The following is a 16,557-nucleotide window of genomic DNA, read 5'->3' as shown; positions in this document are numbered from 1 at the left end:
GGCTCGCTGTCCGCCATGATGCGATGGCCCAAGGACGCCGCCGCCCGGACGGCCCCGACATCCTGCCCCGAAAAAGATTCAGGGAGTCTCGTAGACGAAGATCCGCGACTGGCCATCCTCCGGCATCGCGGTCAGACGCAGGCCGCCCTGCGTCGCCTCGACCAGCACCGGGTTGCGGGTCATGGCGGTGCCGTCCTCGGTCCACAGCAGCACCGGCACCTGGAAGGTCGGCCGGCCGCTGACGAGGTCGACGATCTCGATCCCGCCCAGGCCGAACACCGGCGCATCCGGCGTGCGGCGGAACTCGGTGATGCCGGTGCAGATGGCACGGCCGACCGGCAGATAGGCGCAGTCCTGGTAGTCGAGATAATGCTCCGGGTTCGGCGTCACCACCGGCGGGACGGAGGCGTCGACCTTGCCGTCGGCGTCCAGGCGCCAGGTGTAGAAGCGGCGCGAGCCCCAGCTGACGCCGTGCAGCGTGTTGTGGTCGGTGTCGTGCACCAGGCCGCCGATATGGTCGTCGACGCGGCCGACCGCGACCGCCTCCAGCGTCTGCGGATCGACCCGGTACAGGATCGAATGGCTGTTCGGCCGGTACTCGGCGACCGGCACCCACAGCCAGCGCCCGTCGAAGTCGATGCCGCCGGGATGATAGATCGAGTCCTCGCCCAGGGTGACGTGGCCGATCTGCCGGCCCCGGGCGTCGAGCTTGAACAGATGGCCGGTGCCCTGGCCGGCGTCGCGGTCCATGCCGTCCTGCGGCTGGGCATAGCGCTTGGTCGGCGCGGTGATCTCGACCGAGGAGGCGAAGATCGCGTCGCCGGCCCGGGCGAAGCCCTGCGGGTGATAGGTGTCGAACGGCACCGGGATGGTCTCGACCAGCCGCCACGGGGTCGAGCGCGACAGCCCCTCGATCCGCTGGCCCAGATCGTCCGGGCCGGCCGCGACGGCGGCGCTGGAGACGGTGGCGGCCAGGAGGATCCCGGCGACCGGAGCGGCGAAGCGATGCATGGCGAATCTCCCGGTTGCGGCGCGCGCATCCTGCCGCCGCGCCGTGACGGTTTGATGATGGCGCCCATTGACCGGAGCCGGCCAGGCACCCAATAGTAAATCATACGGTAAACCAATCCACGCGACCCGCCATGGCCACGCCGCCGCTCGAGCTTCCTGCCCTCGATCCCGCCACCGTCGCGCCGTCGCGGGGCGACCCCGACTATCCGAAGCAGTTCTGGTCGGCGGTGATCGGGGGCGACCGCCGGCGCCTGGGCGACGCGCTGGGCCTGACCAATTTCGGCGTCAACCTGGTGCGGATGCCGCCCGGCCTGCAGACCGCGCTGCGCCATTGGCACACGAAGCAGGATGAGTTCGTCTTCGTCCTGTCGGGCGAGGTGACCGTGATCTCCGACGCCGGGCCGCAGCTTCTGACCGCCGGCATGGCCGCGGGCTTCCCCGCCGGCAAGCCGGACGGCCACCACATCGTCAATCTGAGCGACAGCGACGCCGTGATCCTGGAGATCGGCGACCGCGCCCCTGCCGACGAGGGCGAGTTCCCGGATGTCGATATGGTCTGGCGCAATGTCGACGGCGACCAGCGCTACATCTATCTGCACAAGGACGGCACGCCCTACTGACGGTCCCGCGCGGCGCGCCGGTCTCCCCTGCGCCGCCCGCCATGGCCCGCGAAGGGCCGGCCAGATTAAGCTCCGGCCCATTATGAGCGAGGCCGTCCTGTCCCCCTCTCCCGCCCAGCGCCTGGCGCTGCCCGCCCTGATCCTGGGCGGGCTGGCGATCGGCAGCTCGCCGATCTTCGTGCGGCTGTCGGAGGTGGGGCCGATCGCGACGGCGGTCTGGCGCGTGGCGCTGGCGCTACCGATCCTGTTCCTCTGGTACCGGGCCGAGCAGGCGAAGGGCGCGGCGGCACGGCCACGGAGCTTGGCCGATTGCGCCGCCCTGGCCCTGCCCGGCCTGTTCATCGCCGCCGACCTGATGGCCTGGCACTGGGCGCTGGCCATCACCTCGGTCGCCAATGCCACGCTCTTGGCCAATCTGGCGCCGATCTTCGTCACCCTCGGCGCCTTCGTCCTGTTCCGCACCCCGATCCGCCCGGTCTTCGCGGCGGGGCTTGCGGTGGCCATCGCCGGCGTCGTGGTGCTGAAGGGCGGCGACTTCGGCGACGGCGCGTTGGCCGGCGACGCCTTGGCCGCCCTCGCGGCCGTGTTCTATGGCGGCTACATCCTGGCGGTCGGCCGGCTGCGCGACCGCTTCTCCGTCGCCACGGTGATGCTGTGGACCAGCGCCGTCGCCGCCGCGGCGACGCTGCCGCTGGCGCTGCTGATGGAACCCTCCCTGCTGCCGCCGACCCTCTATGGCTGGGCCATCCTGATCGGCCTGTCCTGGGTCTCGCAGGTCGCCGGGCAGAGCCTGATCACCTATGCGCTGGCCTGGCTGCCGCCGGCCTTCTCCTCCCTCACCCTGCTGATCCAGCCGGTCGCGGCCGCGGCCCTGGCCTGGATCGTCCTGGCCGAGCCGCTGGGCCCGGCCCAGGGCCTGGGCGGCGCCCTGGTGCTGGCCGGCATCCTCTTGGCCCGGAGGGCCTGATGACCGAGGCCCGCCTCACCCTCAGCCTGCTGCCGGAGACGCTGGCCGTTGCCCGGCTGCCGGCGGCAACGGCGCTGCCCGGCTGGGTCGACTGGTCCGATCCCTTCGTTACCGTCAGCCGCACCCGCGACGAGCTGTCGGTCGTCTGCCCCGAGGCGCGGCTGCCCGCGGACGCGCAGGCCGAGCGCGGCTGGCGTGGCTTCAAGGTCGATGGTCCGCTCGACTTCGCCGTGACCGGCATCCTGGCCCGACTCGCGGCGCCGCTGGCCGAGGCCGGCATCAGCATCTTCGCGATTTCGACCTACGACACCGACTACCTGCTGGTCCGCGCGGCCGAGCTGGACGCCGCGACCACGGTGCTGCGGCGGGAAAACACGGTGCGTGTCTGACCCGCCACACCGGTCCCGAAGGCCGGCATTTCCGCGGCAATCCGGGCCAAAACGGAATATTAAGTCCGCGTAATATCCGAATCTCCGCGCACATTCGACGTTGGCGAAGCGCCGCGGATGTGATTTCTTCCCGCCCGTCGGCGTAGTCGGGTCTGCCTGGGCTCAGCGATGCCGGCACGTGATACGGGAGTCCAGCCATGCCCAAGAAGCGCCCGTCGTTCCGCCGCACGCGCCAGACCAAGATCGTCGCCACGCTGGGCCCCGCCACCAGCTCGGCCGAGGCGATCCGCAAGCTGTTCGAGGCGGGCGTCGACGTCTTCCGCCTGAACTTCAGCCACGGCAAGCAGGAGGACCATGCCGCCCGGCTGGCCCTGATCCGTGAGGTCGAGCGCGACTTCGACCATCCGATCGCGGTGATGGCCGACCTGCAGGGGCCGAAGCTGCGCCTCGGCACCTTCGGCGACGGCCCGGTGAAGCTGACCGAGGGCCAGAGCTTCCGCCTGTCGCTGCAGCAGCGCCCGGGCGACGCCACCGGCGTCACCCTGCCGCATCCCGAGATCTTCGCCGCGATCGAGCCCGGGCAGGCCCTGCTGCTGGATGACGGCAAGGTGCGGCTCAAGGTCGTCGATTGCGGCCCGGACTTCGCCGACACCGTGGTCGAGGCCGGGTCGCGCCTGTCCGACCGCAAGGGCGTCAACGTGCCGAACGCGGTGCTGCCGCTGTCACCCCTGACCGACAAGGACCGCGACGACCTGCGCTTCGCCCTCGACATCGACGTCGACTGGGTGGCGCTGTCCTTCGTGCAGCGGCCGGAGGACATCGCCGAGGCGCGCAGGCTGATCGCCGGCCGCGCCCAGGTGATCGTGAAGCTGGAGAAGCCGGCGGCGATCCAGCATCTGGACGAGCTGGTCGAGCTGACCGATGCGGTGATGGTCGCCCGCGGCGACCTCGGCGTCGAGATGCCGGCCGAGGACGTGCCGTCGCTGCAGAAGCGGATCATCCGGGCCTCGCGCCAGGCCGGCAAGCCGGTGATCGTGGCGACCCAGATGCTGGAAAGCATGATCATGGCCCCGACCCCGACCCGGGCCGAGGCCTCCGACGTCGCCACCGCGGTGTTCGACGGCGCCGACGCGGTGATGCTGTCGGCCGAGACCGCCTCGGGCGAATACCCGGTCGAGGCGGTGACGATGATGGACCGCATCGCCCGCCGGGTGGAGCAGGACCCGATCTACCGCACCATCCTCGACGCCGTGCATTACGATCCGGAGAACACTGCGGCCGACGCCATCACCGCGGCGGCGCGGCAGGTGGCGCACACCATCGGCGCGGTGGCGATCGCGACCTACACCACCTCGGGCTCGACCACGCTGCGCGCCGCGCGCGAGCGCCCGGAAGTGCCGATCCTGTGCCTGACCTCGAACCTGCAGACCGCGCGCCGCATGGGGCTGTGCTGGGGCGTGCACGCGGTCCACACCGAGGACGTCAACAACTTCACCGAGATGGTCGGCAAGGCCTGCCGCCTGGCCAAGCATGACGGCTTCGGCGGCTCCGGGCAGCGCATCGTGGTCACGGCCGGCGTGCCCTTCGGCACCCCCGGCAACACCAATGTGCTGCGCATCGCCTGGATCGAGGATTGACCCGCCGCCGATGACCAATTCCCCGATCGCCGCCAACCAGGCCTTCTACGCCGCCCTGGCGCAGGGCGACGCGGCCGCCATGGACGCGCTGTGGTCGCGCCGCCAGCCGGTCGCCTGTATCCATCCCGGTTGGCCGATGCTGGCCGGGCGCGAGGCGGTGATGAAGAGCTGGGCGGCGATCCTGCGCGACCCGCCGCGGATCGCGGCCGAGGCGGCCCGGGTGCTGGATTACGGCGACACCGCCATCGTGCTGTGCATCGAGAAGATCGGCGACAACCGGCTCGCGGCCACCAACGTGTTCAGCCGCGAGCCCGAGGGCTGGCGCCTGGTGCACCACCAGGCCGGCCCGACCCGCGAGACCGCCCCCGCCCCTGCCAAGCCGACCGGCACCATCCACTGACGGGCGGCCGGCCCACGGCCGGTCACACATCCGCCAGGGGCAGGCCAGGCAGCAGCTTGTCGAGGGTGATCGGGAAGTCGCGCACGCGCACGCCGGTGGCGTTGTGGACGGCGTTGGCGACCGCGGCGCCGGCGCCGCAGACGCCGAGCTCGCCCAGGCCCTTGGCGCCGAGCGGGTTCGCGCGTTCGTCGGGCTGCCCCAGGAACACGACCTCGAGCTCCGGCACATCGGCATGGACCGGGACGTGGTATTCGGCGAGGTCGCGGTTGACGAAGCGGCCGTGGCGCGGATCGAGATGCGTCTCCTCCATCAGCGCCGCGCCGAGGCCCCAGGTCATGCCCCCGATCACCTGCGAACGCGCGGTCTTGGCGTTGAGCAGGCGGCCGGCATCGATCACCGCCAGCATGCGGCGCAGCCGGACCTCGCCGGTGTCGATGTCGACCGCGACCTCGGCGAATTGGGCACCGTGGGAGTGCTGGGAATAGGCCTTGTAGTCGGGATTCGCGGTCATCGCACCGACCGAACCCTCGGCCTCGAGCCCGTCGGGAGCGATGCGGGCGAGGAGATCGGCCGACAGCGTGCCGTCGCCTGTCCCTGCGGCTTCGGCGATCCTCGCTCGGAGAGCGAGGCAGGCCTGGTGCACGGCGGAGCCGGAGCTCGCTGCACCCCAGGACCCGCCGGATCCCGCGGTGCGCGGGAAACGACTGTCGCCGAGCTCGACCGTCACCGCCGACAGCTGCACGCCGAGCCGTTCCGCCGCGATCTGGGCCAGGATCGTGTAGGTGCCGGTGCCGATATCGGTCATATCGAGTTGCACGGTCACCCGGGCGCGGGCGTCGATCGCCACCCGGGCGGTGGCGGCGCCGAGATAGTTGGGCCGGATCGCCGCCGCCACGCCCATGCCGATCAGCTTGCGGCCCTCGCGGCGCTGCCCCGGCAGGGCGCTGCGGCGTCCCCAGCCGAAGCGGCGTGCGCCCTCGCGCAGGCAGCCGACCAGGTTGCGGCTGGCGAAGGGCACGCCGCTTCGGGATCCTCGGCCGGTTCGTTGCGGATGCGCAGCTCGATCGGGTCGAGGCCGAGCCGTTCGGCCAGCTCGTCCATGCCGCATTCGAAGGCCATCAGCCCCGGCGCCTCGCCGGGCGAGCGCATCCATTCGCCGCGGCGAAGGTCGACCGGCACCAGACGGTGCCGGGTCAGCCGGTTCGGGGCGGCGTAGAGCGACCGGGTGACGACCGCGGTCTGCTCGCAATACTCCTCGAAGCGGCAGGTGGCCGAGCAGACATCGTGCCCGAGCGCGGTCAGCCGCCCGTCCCGATCCGCGCCGAGGCGCACCAGATGCATCATCTCCGCCCGATGCCCGGCATTGCCGAACATCTGCTGCCGGGTCAGCGCGATCTTGACCGGTCGCCGCAGCACCCGCGCGGCCAGGGCGGCCAGCACCGTGTCGGCATGCACCGTCAGCTTGGCGCCGAAGCCGCCGCCGGTGAAGGGGCTGACGATCCGGACGTTCTCCGGCGGGATGCCCAAGGTGTTGGCGATGCCGGCCCGGAAATTCGCCAGGGTCTGCGCCCCGGTGCGGATCGTCACTGTGTCGCCGGACCATTCGGCCAGCGTGGCGTGCGGCTCCATCGGGTTGTGGTGCTCATAGGGCGTCCGGTAGAGGGCCTCGACCTTGACCGGCGCGGCGGCGAAGGCGCCGTCGAAATCGCCGACGGCGCTGTCCGTCTGCAGCCCGGCATTCGCCCGCGGCGGCGCATAGGCCTCGGCCAGCCGGCCGGCGAGAACGAAGGCTCCGGCCTGTTCCTCATAGCGGACCCGGATCAGGCCGGCGGCGGCGCGGGCGGCCTCGAAGCTCTCGGCCACCACCAGCGCCACCGGCTCGTCGTGGAAACGCACCCGGTCGTCGGCGAGCATGGGCCGGGCCCGGGAGAACACCTCGGGCGGCGTCGGCGTGACCGGAGGGCCGAAGGCGGCCTGGGCCGGCGCGTTGCGATGCGTCATCACATGCAGCACGCCCGGCGCCCGCTCCGCCTCCGCCGTGTCGGTCGCGGCGATCCGCCCACGGGCGATGGCCGCCCCGAGGATGACTCCGTAGGCCGGCGCCTCGTCCGGCACATGCTCATAGGCGTAGGTTGCACGGCCGGTGACCTTGAGCGGGCCGTCGACCCGGTCTACCGGCTTGCCGATCACGGCCCCGTCTCCCGCGATATCGTTTGCCATCGTTTCCTCATGCGCGCTCGACGGCCGCGGCCAGGGTGTGCCGCAGCGTCCGTTGGGCCAGCTGGATCTTGAACGCGTTCCCGGGCCGCCCCCGCGCATCGGCCAGGGCAGCCGCGGCGGCATCGCGATAGCTGTCGTCGCCTGCAGCCGCGCCGGCCAGGTCCCGCTCCGCGGCCTCCGCTCGCCAGGGCTTCGGCGCCACCCCGCCGAGGGCGATGCGGGCGTCCCGAATGCGGCCGCCCTCTACCTCGACGATGGCGGCGACCGAGACCAGGGCGAAGGCATAGGAGGCCCGGTCCCGCACCTTCCGGTAGAGCTGCCGGCCCGGCGGCGGCGGGGGCAGGACCACCGCCGTGATCATCTCACCGGCATCGAGCGCGGTCTCGACATCCGGGGTCGTGCCGGCCGGTGCAGCCCACCGACCGGGATCGCGCGCGTCCCGCCGTCAGGCTGGATGGTCTCGACCCGGGCATCGAGCGCGGCCAGGGCCACAGCCATGTCGGAGGGATGGACGGCGATGCAGTCGTCGCCCGCTCCAAGCACGGCGTGCATGCGGTTGAAGCCGTCCAGCGCGGAGCAGCCGGAACCCGGGCTGCGCTTGTTGCAGGGCAGCGCAAGGTCCTGAAAGTATGGGCAGCGGGTGCGCTGCAGCAGGTTGCCGCCGGTCGACGCCTTGTTGCGGATCTGGCCCGACGCCCCCGCCAGCAGCGCCTGCGCCAGCAGCGGGTAGCGCTGCCGCACCGTCGGGTCGGCCGCGAGATCGCTGTTCCGCACCTGCGCCCCGATGCGCAGGCCGCCCTCGGGCGTCGGCTCGACCCGGCCGAGCGGCAGCCAGCTGATGTCGACCAGATGGGTCGGCCGCTCGACCCCCAGCTTCATCAGGTCGAGCAGGTTGGTGCCGCCGGCGATGAAGCGCGCCCCGGGCCGGGCCGCCACCGCCGCGGCCGCCCCCCGCACATCCGCCGCGCGCTCATAGGTGAAGGGCTGCATCGGTCAGGCCTCCGCCACGTCGCGGATCGCTGCGACGATGTTGGGATAGGCGGCGCAGCGGCAGATGTTGCCGCTCATGCGCTCGCGGATCTCAGCGTCGCTGAGCTCGGCGAAGCTGGCGACGTCGGCGCCGGCGTGGCTCGGCCAGCCGGCCGCGGCCTCGCCCAGCATGCCGACGGCGGAGCAGATCTGCCCCGGCGTGCAGTAGCCGCACTGGAAGGCGTCGCGGGCGACGAACGCGGCCTGCATCGGGTGCAGCGCGTCACCCTGCGCCAAGCCCTCGACGGTGGTGATCTCGTCGCCCTCATGCATCACCGCGAGGGTCAGGCAGGCATTGATGCGCCGGCCGTTCACCAGCACGGTGCAGGCACCGCACTGGCCATGGTCGCAGCCCTTCTTCGACCCGGTGAGGCCGAGCGTGTTGCGCAGCGCGTCGAGCAGCGTCGTCCGCGTGTCCAGCTCGACCGCCCGCTCCTGCCCGTTGATCGACAGGCGCAGCGCCGCCGTTGGGATCGGCGCAGGTTGCGCTGCGGCGGGCGCGGCGGCGGTGAAGACCAGGCCGGCCGCGGCGCCAGCCTCCAGCACGGAACGGCGCGTCGGCCCGGTGTTGCCGTCAGCTGCGGCCATGGGACATCTCCGTCTGCGGGACGAGGCGGCCGAAGCCGGTCCCCATCGATGACGGAGAGTTGGGGGCGCTGGCGTCCGGCCGCTGTCAGGAAGCCGGCCGGACTGTCAGGATTCGGGAAGTATCCGCATCCGGTAGGCCCGGGGGCTGGTGCCGCGGAGGCGCCGGAAGGTCGCGGTGAAGTGGCTCTGGCTCGAGAAGCCGAGGCGGATGGCGATGGTCCCGATCGGCAGGGTGGCGTCGGCGATATGGGCGTCGACATAATCCCGGATTCGGGCCAGGGTGCAGCGGCCGAGCCGCCCGTGCGACGACGACGGCGGCAGGGCGTGATCCAGCGCCGCCAGCCGGAATCCCAGCAGGGCCACCAGATGCTCGACATAGGCGGCGTCGGGGCGGCAGCCGAGCGCGATCTCGGCCTGCAGCGCGCCGATCAGCGCGCCGATCACGGCGTCGCTGCGGTTCACCAGGATCGGCAGATCGGCCAGGCGGTCGGCGCGATCCCAGGCAGGGTCGATCCACAGGGCGGAATAGGAGAGGTCGGCATCGCGGTAGACGCCGGTGCGCTCGGCGCCGGCCGGGACGAAGGTGAAGACGCCCGGGCGGTCGGGACCGTCGAACAGCAGCCTGCCGTTGGCCTGGACGCGGGTGCCGGCGGTCCGGCCGGCATCGGTCAGGACCAGGAGGTGCCGCGGCGCGGCCCATCGCATCTCGACCTCGCGGCACACCCACCGCCGGTGGTCGAACAGCACCTGGGAGTCGAACCACGAGGCCCGGTGCAGCAGGACCGTCGCGTCCCCGCAGGCCCGGAGCTGCCCGTCGCCGAAGATGGGGCGGATCGACATCGCGGCTGGATCTCCCATGGCGGCGCGGATCTTCCCGATGTGGGGGCCGCGGCCACAGGTTGCACCGGTCGCGTCGGATCGCCGCGCCGGGCGGCTCAGATCGGATCCCCGGCCTGGAGCTTCTTCAACTGCTCTATCTGGGCGTGGGCGGTGGCCATCTGCGGGTCGATCGCCAGCACCCGCTGATAGGCCTCGATCGCGCCCTTGGTGTCGCCGAGCTTGATCCGGCACAGTCCGAGGCCCGACAGCGCGCCGAAATGGCGGGGCTCGCGCGCCAGCACCTGGTCGATATCGGCGATCGAGCCCTGGATGTTGCCGCGCAGGTAGCGCACCGTGGCCCGGCGGTTCCAGCCCTCGGCATAGGCCGGGTCGTTCTCGATCACCGCGGTGAACGCGGCCTCGGCCACGGCGTAGTCGTCGGTCGCCATCGCGGTGTTGCCGCGCTCCATCAACCCCGGAACGTCCGCGTTCTTGCCGTCATAGGCGAACCAGAGCTGCCAGATCTGGATCTGCAGCCCCGGCTCCTCCTCCGGCGCCGCGATCTTCAGCTGGGCGAACAGCGCATCCAGCTGCGCCGCCCGGTCCTGGGCCACGGCCGGGCCGGCCAGGACGAACAGCAGCATCATCAGCAGCAGGGCGAGGATGCGGCGCATGAGATGAAGATCGGTCCGGCCCGGCCGCTCGGCAAGTGGCTCAGAGGGGGTAGCCGGCGAGATACTTGCGCATCAGCGCCGCCTGGCTTTGGGCCGGGGCGTAATGCGGGTCCAGCGCCAGCACCCGCTCGAAGGCATTCAACGCGGCCTGATGGTCGCCCTGCACGGTCCGGCACAGGCCGAGGCCGAACAACGCCCCGAAATGTCGCGGCTCCAGCGCCAAAGTGCGGTCGATGTCCTGGACCGCGCCGTCGCAATCGCCGCGCAGGAAACGCACCACCGCCCGGCGGTCCCAGCCCTCGGCGAAATCCGGCGCACGCTCCACGACCGCGGTGAAGGCGGCTTCCGCCACGGCGTAGTCGCGCTGCAGCAGGGCGGCGTTGCCGCGTTGCAGCAGGTCCGGCACCAGCGGGTCGGCCCCCTCGTAGTTCAGCCACCGGGTCCAGATCTGCCGCTCCAGCCGCTGCGCCTCCGCCGCGTCCTCGGTGGTCCGGAGCTGGTCCAGGAGAGTGTCGAGACGAATCGGCGCGTCCGCCGCCGAGAGGGTCCCGCACGGCGCCGCGAGAACGGCCATGACCACGGCCAGGATGCGCAACGCCTTCATAATCAGAAGATTGGGACCCGTTCCTGAGAAGACAACATCAAAGATTGCAATAACCGGGAGGCGGCTGCGCGTCCGATGCAAGGAGTCGGGCGGTGCATTATTCGACATCGCGATCGGGACCGCTATGGTGATCGGCTCGTCGTAGTCGGCCGGGCGCGCGGCGTTCCGTCGCGGTGTATGGTAACAGCGCAGCGGAACAAACCGGCCGTCTCCACCCTTCCCCGGCATGACGACACCAGCGGAGATCGACATGGCGTCACTGACAGGGCATCCGGACGCAGTGCCCACCCCCGCCGCCGACGGCACCGAAGGACGCGCCACCGGCAAGCAGCCGAAGGTGCGCACCGAGGGGCGCTTCACGGGCCCGGCGGGTCGGATCGAGGACTATGCCATCATCGGCAACTGCCGCACCGCGGCCCTGGTCGGGCGCGACGGGTCGATCGACTGGCTGTGCCTGCCGCGCTTCGATTCCGAAGCCTGCTTCGCCCGGCTGCTCGGCGATTGCGACAACGGCCACTGGCAGATCGCGCCGGACGACCAGTTCACCGCCCGCACCCGCCGCCGCTACCGCGGCAACACGCTGGTGCTGGAGACCGAGTTCGAGACCGACACCGGCACGGTCGCGGTGATCGACTTCATGCCCCTGCCGCACCGCGAGGACGAGCTCTCGATCATCCGGCTGGTCGAGGGCCGCAGCGGCACGGTGTCGATGCGGCTGGAGGCGGCGTTCCGCTTCGACTACGGCCGCATCGTGCCCTGGGTGCGGCACCGGCCGGACGGCATCGTCGCCATCGCCGGGCCCGACGCGCTGCGCTTCCGGTCGCCGATCGCGCTGTATGGCGAATCGATGAAGACGGTCGGCGACTTCACGGTCGAGGCCGGCGACCGCCTGCCCTTCATCCTGACCTGGTACCCGTCGCATCTGCCGGAGCCGGGGGTGATCGACCCGTTCCGGTCGCTGATCGACACCGAGACCTGGTGGCAGGGCTGGGCCCACAGCTGCACCTATGACGGCCCCTATCGCGAGGCCGTGCTGCGCTCCGCCCTCACCCTCAAGGCGCTGACCTATGCCCCGACCGGCGGCATCGTCGCCGCTGCCACCACCTCGCTGCCCGAGGAGCTCGGCGGCGAGCGCAACTGGGACTACCGCTACTGCTGGATCCGGGACGCGACCCTGACCCTCTACGCCCTGCTCGGCGCCGGCTTCACCGAGGAGGCGGCGTCCTGGCGCGACTGGCTGCGCCGGGCCGCGGCCGGGCGGCCCGAGCAGCTGCAGATCATGTACGGGCTGGCCGGGGAGCGCCGGCTGACCGAGCTGGAGATCCCCTGGCTCGCCGGCTACGAGGGCAGCAAGCCGGTCCGGGTCGGCAACGGCGCCCATGCCCAGCTGCAGCTGGACGTCTATGGCGAGCTGCTGGACGCGATCCATGTCGCCCGCAAGAAGCGCCTGACCCATCCGCACGATGCCTGGCGGGTGCAGCGGGTGCTGCTCGGCTACCTCGAGAAGATCTGGCACAAGCCGGATGAGGGGCTGTGGGAGATCCGCGGCCCCCGGCGCCACTTCGTGCACAGCAAGGTGATGGCCTGGGTCGCCTTCGACCGGTCGATCAAGGCGGTCGAGCAGTTCGGGCTGGAGGGGCCGGTCCGCGCCTGGCGGGCGCTGCGCGACCGCATCCATGCCGAGGTCTGCGCCCAGGGCTTCTCCGAGCACCGCAACAGCTTCGTCCAGTCCTACGGCTCGGAGATGCTGGACGCGGCGCTGCTGCAGATCCCGATGGTCGGGTTCCTGCCGCCGGACGACCCGCGGGTGATCGGCACCGTCGAGGCGATCGAGCGCGAGCTGACCGTCGACGGGCTGGTCCGGCGCTACGAGACGGATTCGGGCGTCGACGGCCTGGTCGGCGAGGAGGGCACCTTCCTGGTCTGCAGCTTCTGGCTGGCCGATGCGCTGGCCATGATCGGCGCCGTCGACCGGGCCACCGCCCTGTATGAGCGGCTGATCGGCCTGGCCAACGACGTCGGGCTGCTGGCGGAGGAGTACGACCCGATCGTCAAGCGCCAGCTCGGCAACTTCCCGCAGGCCTTCAGCCATATCGGGGTGATCAACACGGCGCTGAACCTGGCCGAGTTCCGCGGCCCGTCCGAGGATCGCAGCCATAACGGGCATGGCGCCGGCGAGCATGGCGCCCCTGCGGCCGAAGCGAAGTGAAACCGGCGGAACTCTGCGCTAGGCTGCGGCATCGCGCTTGAGAGACTTCGTGATGACCGCCCTGTTCGACGCCGAGACCGAGACCACCGCCGAGCTGATGCGCCGCCTGGGCGCCGCCGCGCGCAGCGCCGCTGCCGCGCTGGCCCTGGCGCCGCGACCGCAGAAGGACGCGGCGCTGGCGGCGGCGGCGGCGGCGATCCGCGACGACCGCGCGCTGATCCTGGCGGCCAATGCCGAGGACATGGCGGAGGCGCGGCGGAACGGCGTCGCCGGATCCTTCCTCGACCGGCTGGCGCTGGACGACAAGCGGATCGAGGCGATCGCCCAGGGGCTGGAGGCGGTGGCCGACCTGCCCGACCCGATCGGCGATGTGCTGGCCGACTGGACCCGGCCGAACGGGCTGCGCATCCAGCGCGTGCGGGTGCCGCTCGGCGTCGTCGGCGTGATCTTCGAGAGCCGGCCGAACGTCACCGCCGACGCCGCGGCGCTGTGCCTGAAGGCGGGCAATGCCTGCATCCTGCGCTGCGGGTCGGAAAGCTTCCGCAGCTCCAGCGCCATCGCCGCCGCGGTCGGCCACGGGCTGAAGAAGGCCGGGCTGCCGCGCAGCGCGGTGCAGCTGGTGCCGACCCGCGACCGCGCCGCGGTCGGCGAGCTGCTGGGCCTGACCGAGTTCGTCGACGTGGTGATCCCGCGCGGCGGCAAGTCGCTGACCGCCCGGGTGGCGGCGGACAGCCGGATCCCGGTGCTGTGGCACCTGGACGGCATCAACCACACCTATGTGCACGAGGCGGCCGATCCGGAGATGGCGCGGCGGGTCGTCTACAATGCCAAGATGCGGCGCACCGGCGTGTGCGGCGCCACCGAGACGCTGCTGATCGACCGCAGCGTCGCCGGGTCGATGCTGCGGCCGATCCTCGACGACCTGATCGAGGCCGGCTGCGAGATCCGCGGCGACACCGTGGTGCAGGCGATCGACCCGCGCGTCCTCGCCGCCTCCGACGACGACTGGGACACCGAATATCTCGACGCCATCCTGTCGGTGAAAACGGTGGACGGGCTGGACGCCGCGATCGAGCACGTCAACCTGCACGGCAGCCACCACACCGACAGCATCGTCACCGCCGACGAGGCGGCGACCGAGGCGTTCCTGGCCCGGGTCGACAGCGCCATCGTGCTGGTCAACGCCTCGACCCAGTTCGCCGATGGCGGCGAGTTCGGCATGGGGGCAGAGATCGGCATCGCCACCGGCCGGCTGCACGCCCGCGGCCCGGTCGGCACCGAGCAGCTGACGAGCACGAAGTACCTCGTCCGCGGCACCGGCCAGACGCGCCCTTGAATGAAGGCTCCTGTTCGTAGCGGTGCCCGGACGTCGCCATGCTGACCCCGCCCAATCCCCGGCATGGCCGGATCTGGGACGGCTGCCGCGTCGGGCTGCTCGGCGGTTCGTTCAACCCGGCCCATGACGGGCACCGGCACATCAGCGTCGAGGCGATGAAGCGGCTGGGCCTGGACGCGGTGTGGTGGCTGGTGTCGCCGCAGAACCCGCTGAAGCCGGCCGACGGCATGGCGCCCTTCGCCGAGCGGATCGACTCCGCCCGCCGCGCCGCCCGCCACCCGCGCATCGTCGTCACCGGCATCGAGGCCGCGCTCGGCACCCGCTATACCGCCGACACGCTGAAGGCGCTGACCGCCCGCTTCCCGCGGACCGAGTTCGTCTGGCTGATGGGGGCCGACAACCTGGCGCAGATCCGCCACTGGCAGCGCTGGACGAAAATCTTCGAGACCGTGCCGGTTGCCGTCTACGACCGTCCTACCTATTCTCTAAGAGCGTTGTCGGGATTGGCGGCGCGGCGGTTCGCGCGGGCGCGGATCGACCAGGATCACACCCGGGCTCTGGCCGGAACGGCCGCACCGGCCTGGGTGTTCTTCCTGGCGAAGCGTCATCCGGCCTCGGCCACGGCGCTGAGGGCCGCGCGGCAGCTTCGCCCCAGCCCCGTCGACGCCGCGGCGCCCAAGCGCCGTGCCGCCGCACAACCATGAGGTGAACGCCATACGACCGAACACCGAGACGCCCCGGGCCGAAGCCGGGCGTCTGCCGCCGGGCCTCGCAGCCAGCCTTGCCCGGCCTCTGCTTGAGACTGCTCTGACGTCGCTCGACGACGACAAGGCCGAAGATCTGGTCGTGATCGACCTGACCGGCCGGTCCTCCATCGCCGACAGCCTGATCATCGCCACCGGCCGCTCCTCGCGCCAGGTCGCCGCTATGGCCGACCATCTGCTGGAGAAGCTGAAGCCGCTGGCGCCCGGCCCGGTCCAGGTCGAGGGCCAGGCGCGGGGCGACTGGGTGCTGATCGATGCCGGCGACGTGGTCGTCCATCTGTTCCGCCCCGAGGTGCGCGATTTCTACGCCCTCGAGAAGATGTGGGACGATGACGCCGAGCGGGTGACCCGCATCGCCGGCACGGCTTAGGCCGGTCCCGACGGTTCCGCGATGCGGCTGACAATTGCCGCGGTCGGCCGCGGCCGCCCGGGCCCGTTGCGCGAGCTGTTCGACGACTATGCCGGCCGCTCCGCCTGGCCGCTGACCCTGCGCGAGGTCGAGGCCCGCAGGGGTCTGTCCGGCCTCGCCCTGAAGCGCGAGGAAGCGGCGCTGCTGCTAGCCGCGGTGCCGGCCGGGGCCGCCGTGGTGGCGTTGGACGAGCGCGGCCGCGACCTCGACAGCGCCGGCTTTGCCCGCCTGCTCGGCCGCTGGCGCGACGAGGGCCGGGCCGAGGCGGCCTTCCTGATCGGCGGCGCCGACGGCCATGACGACGCGGTGCGCGACCGCGCCGAGCTGCTGCTGTCCTTCGGCCGACTGACCTGGCCGCACATGCTGGCCCGGGCGATGCTGGCCGAGCAGATCTACCGCGCCCAGACCATCCTGAGCGGGCACCCCTATCACCGGGCGTGAGGGCATGACGAGGGGGCGGGAAGACCATGTCGCTTGCGCCGCTGCTGGACGCGCCGCTCGTCATCCAGCTCCACGTCGCCGCGGTCTGCATCGCGGTCATCCTGGCGCCGCTGCAGCTGATCCTGCCGAAGGGGACGCCCCGCCACCGCGCCATGGGCCGGGTCTGGGTCGCGGCGCTGACCGGCGCCTGCGTCAGCGCGCTGCTCATCCTGGACCGTCCCATCTCGCCGCATGTCGGGCCGGTGAGCTGGCTCCACCTGCTCGCCGTTCTGACCCTCGTCAGCGTGTGGCAGGCGGTCGCCGCCGCCCGGCGGCACGATGTCGAACGCCACCGCCGGATCATGCGCAGGATCGCCTATTTCGCCCTCGGCATCCCGCTGATCGTCGCCTTCGCCGTTCCTGGGCGCATCATGTTCCAGGTCCTGTTCGGACCCTGAGAC

18 protein-coding genes and 1 pseudogene are annotated in these 16,557 nt (G+C 71.7%); 11 read left to right on the top strand and 8 right to left on the bottom strand.

From position 1 onward, the window contains the following. Nucleotides 1-78: 78 nt before the first annotated feature. Nucleotides 79-1,011, bottom strand: coding sequence for a DUF6454 family protein (locus FFK22_RS20450; RefSeq protein WP_138889654.1), 933 nt, complete (start codon nucleotides 1,009-1,011; stop codon nucleotides 79-81). A gap of 131 nt (nucleotides 1,012-1,142) precedes the next feature. Between FFK22_RS20450 and FFK22_RS20445 the strand changes: the two genes are divergently transcribed. From FFK22_RS20445 to FFK22_RS20425, 5 genes are all read left to right on the top strand, one after another. Beyond that, a complete protein-coding gene (locus FFK22_RS20445) occupies nucleotides 1,143-1,631 on the top strand; it encodes a cupin domain-containing protein (protein WP_138889653.1) in 489 nt (162 codons plus the stop codon). 82 nt (nucleotides 1,632-1,713) lie between these two features. Continuing rightward, nucleotides 1,714-2,598 (top strand): DMT family transporter, encoded by an 885-nt coding sequence (locus FFK22_RS20440; RefSeq protein ID WP_138889652.1) that lies wholly within the window; start codon nucleotides 1,714-1,716, stop codon nucleotides 2,596-2,598. Next, the gene (locus FFK22_RS20435; RefSeq protein ID WP_138889651.1) at nucleotides 2,598-2,987 is read left to right on the top strand and encodes an ACT domain-containing protein; all 390 of its coding nucleotides are present in this window, start codon (nucleotides 2,598-2,600) and stop codon (nucleotides 2,985-2,987) included. The genes FFK22_RS20440 and FFK22_RS20435 overlap by 1 nt, the downstream gene beginning before the upstream one ends. Before the next feature lie 197 nt (nucleotides 2,988-3,184). Beyond that, nucleotides 3,185-4,624: a pyruvate kinase gene (gene pyk, locus FFK22_RS20430; RefSeq protein WP_138889650.1), complete on the top strand. Its 1,440-nt coding sequence runs from the start codon at nucleotides 3,185-3,187 to the stop codon at nucleotides 4,622-4,624. A 10-nt stretch (nucleotides 4,625-4,634) separates the two neighbouring features. Beyond that, on the top strand, nucleotides 4,635-5,024 hold the full coding sequence (locus tag FFK22_RS20425) for a nuclear transport factor 2 family protein (protein WP_138889649.1): 390 nt from the start codon (nucleotides 4,635-4,637) through the stop codon (nucleotides 5,022-5,024). 22 nt (nucleotides 5,025-5,046) lie between these two features. Here the strand turns inward: FFK22_RS20425 and FFK22_RS44480 are convergent, their stop codons facing one another. The 7 genes and pseudogenes from FFK22_RS44480 to FFK22_RS20395 all read right to left on the bottom strand — a co-directional run bounded on the left by FFK22_RS44480 (nucleotide 5,047) and on the right by FFK22_RS20395 (nucleotide 10,958). After that, a complete protein-coding gene (locus tag FFK22_RS44480; RefSeq protein WP_306770141.1) occupies nucleotides 5,047-6,042 on the bottom strand; it encodes a xanthine dehydrogenase family protein molybdopterin-binding subunit in 996 nt (331 codons plus the stop codon). Next, nucleotides 5,931-7,244: a xanthine dehydrogenase family protein molybdopterin-binding subunit gene (locus FFK22_RS44475; RefSeq protein ID WP_306770140.1), complete on the bottom strand. Its 1,314-nt coding sequence runs from the start codon at nucleotides 7,242-7,244 to the stop codon at nucleotides 5,931-5,933. Before FFK22_RS44475 ends, FFK22_RS44480 begins: the two co-directional genes overlap by 112 nt. Before the next feature lie 7 nt (nucleotides 7,245-7,251). Further along, a pseudogene (locus tag FFK22_RS20415) lies at nucleotides 7,252-8,234 on the bottom strand (xanthine dehydrogenase family protein subunit M). Between the two features lie 3 nt (nucleotides 8,235-8,237). Further along, complete coding sequence (locus FFK22_RS20410; protein ID WP_138889648.1) at nucleotides 8,238-8,861, bottom strand: 2Fe-2S iron-sulfur cluster-binding protein; 624 nt, start codon at nucleotides 8,859-8,861, stop codon at nucleotides 8,238-8,240. Nucleotides 8,862-8,966: 105 nt separating this feature from the next. Further along, nucleotides 8,967-9,701 (bottom strand): helix-turn-helix domain-containing protein, encoded by a 735-nt coding sequence (locus tag FFK22_RS20405; RefSeq protein ID WP_138889647.1) that lies wholly within the window; start codon nucleotides 9,699-9,701, stop codon nucleotides 8,967-8,969. A gap of 95 nt (nucleotides 9,702-9,796) precedes the next feature. Further along, nucleotides 9,797-10,354 (bottom strand): tetratricopeptide repeat protein, encoded by a 558-nt coding sequence (locus FFK22_RS20400; RefSeq protein WP_138889646.1) that lies wholly within the window; start codon nucleotides 10,352-10,354, stop codon nucleotides 9,797-9,799. 40 nt (nucleotides 10,355-10,394) lie between these two features. Further along, on the bottom strand, nucleotides 10,395-10,958 hold the full coding sequence (locus tag FFK22_RS20395) for a tetratricopeptide repeat protein (protein ID WP_186002559.1): 564 nt from the start codon (nucleotides 10,956-10,958) through the stop codon (nucleotides 10,395-10,397). Nucleotides 10,959-11,208: 250 nt separating this feature from the next. Between FFK22_RS20395 and FFK22_RS20390 the strand changes: the two genes are divergently transcribed. The 6 genes from FFK22_RS20390 to FFK22_RS20365 are packed head-to-tail and all read left to right on the top strand — an operon-like array spanning nucleotide 11,209 to nucleotide 16,554. Next, nucleotides 11,209-13,167 (top strand): glycoside hydrolase family 15 protein, encoded by a 1,959-nt coding sequence (locus FFK22_RS20390; RefSeq protein ID WP_138889644.1) that lies wholly within the window; start codon nucleotides 11,209-11,211, stop codon nucleotides 13,165-13,167. A 52-nt stretch (nucleotides 13,168-13,219) separates the two neighbouring features. Continuing rightward, complete coding sequence (locus FFK22_RS20385; RefSeq protein WP_138889643.1) at nucleotides 13,220-14,503, top strand: glutamate-5-semialdehyde dehydrogenase; 1,284 nt, start codon at nucleotides 13,220-13,222, stop codon at nucleotides 14,501-14,503. Between the two features lie 38 nt (nucleotides 14,504-14,541). Continuing rightward, nucleotides 14,542-15,207: a nicotinate-nucleotide adenylyltransferase gene (locus FFK22_RS20380; protein ID WP_138889642.1), complete on the top strand. Its 666-nt coding sequence runs from the start codon at nucleotides 14,542-14,544 to the stop codon at nucleotides 15,205-15,207. Then, complete coding sequence (gene rsfS / locus FFK22_RS20375) at nucleotides 15,188-15,637, top strand: ribosome silencing factor (protein ID WP_306770139.1); 450 nt, start codon at nucleotides 15,188-15,190, stop codon at nucleotides 15,635-15,637. The genes FFK22_RS20380 and rsfS overlap by 20 nt, the downstream gene beginning before the upstream one ends. A gap of 21 nt (nucleotides 15,638-15,658) precedes the next feature. After that, nucleotides 15,659-16,117 (top strand): 23S rRNA (pseudouridine(1915)-N(3))-methyltransferase RlmH, encoded by a 459-nt coding sequence (gene rlmH / locus FFK22_RS20370; protein WP_138889641.1) that lies wholly within the window; start codon nucleotides 15,659-15,661, stop codon nucleotides 16,115-16,117. Nucleotides 16,118-16,143: 26 nt separating this feature from the next. Continuing rightward, nucleotides 16,144-16,554, top strand: coding sequence for a DUF2306 domain-containing protein (locus tag FFK22_RS20365; RefSeq protein ID WP_138889640.1), 411 nt, complete (start codon nucleotides 16,144-16,146; stop codon nucleotides 16,552-16,554). Nucleotides 16,555-16,557 lie beyond the last annotated feature (3 nt).

It is taken from the genome of Mycobacterium sp. KBS0706 (assembly GCF_005938675.2).
In the GTDB taxonomy this organism is placed as follows: Bacteria; Pseudomonadota; Alphaproteobacteria; order DSM-16000; family Inquilinaceae; genus Inquilinus.
Note: the sequence above shows the minus strand (reverse complement) of the source record. Positions and strands in the feature narration are given on the sequence as shown.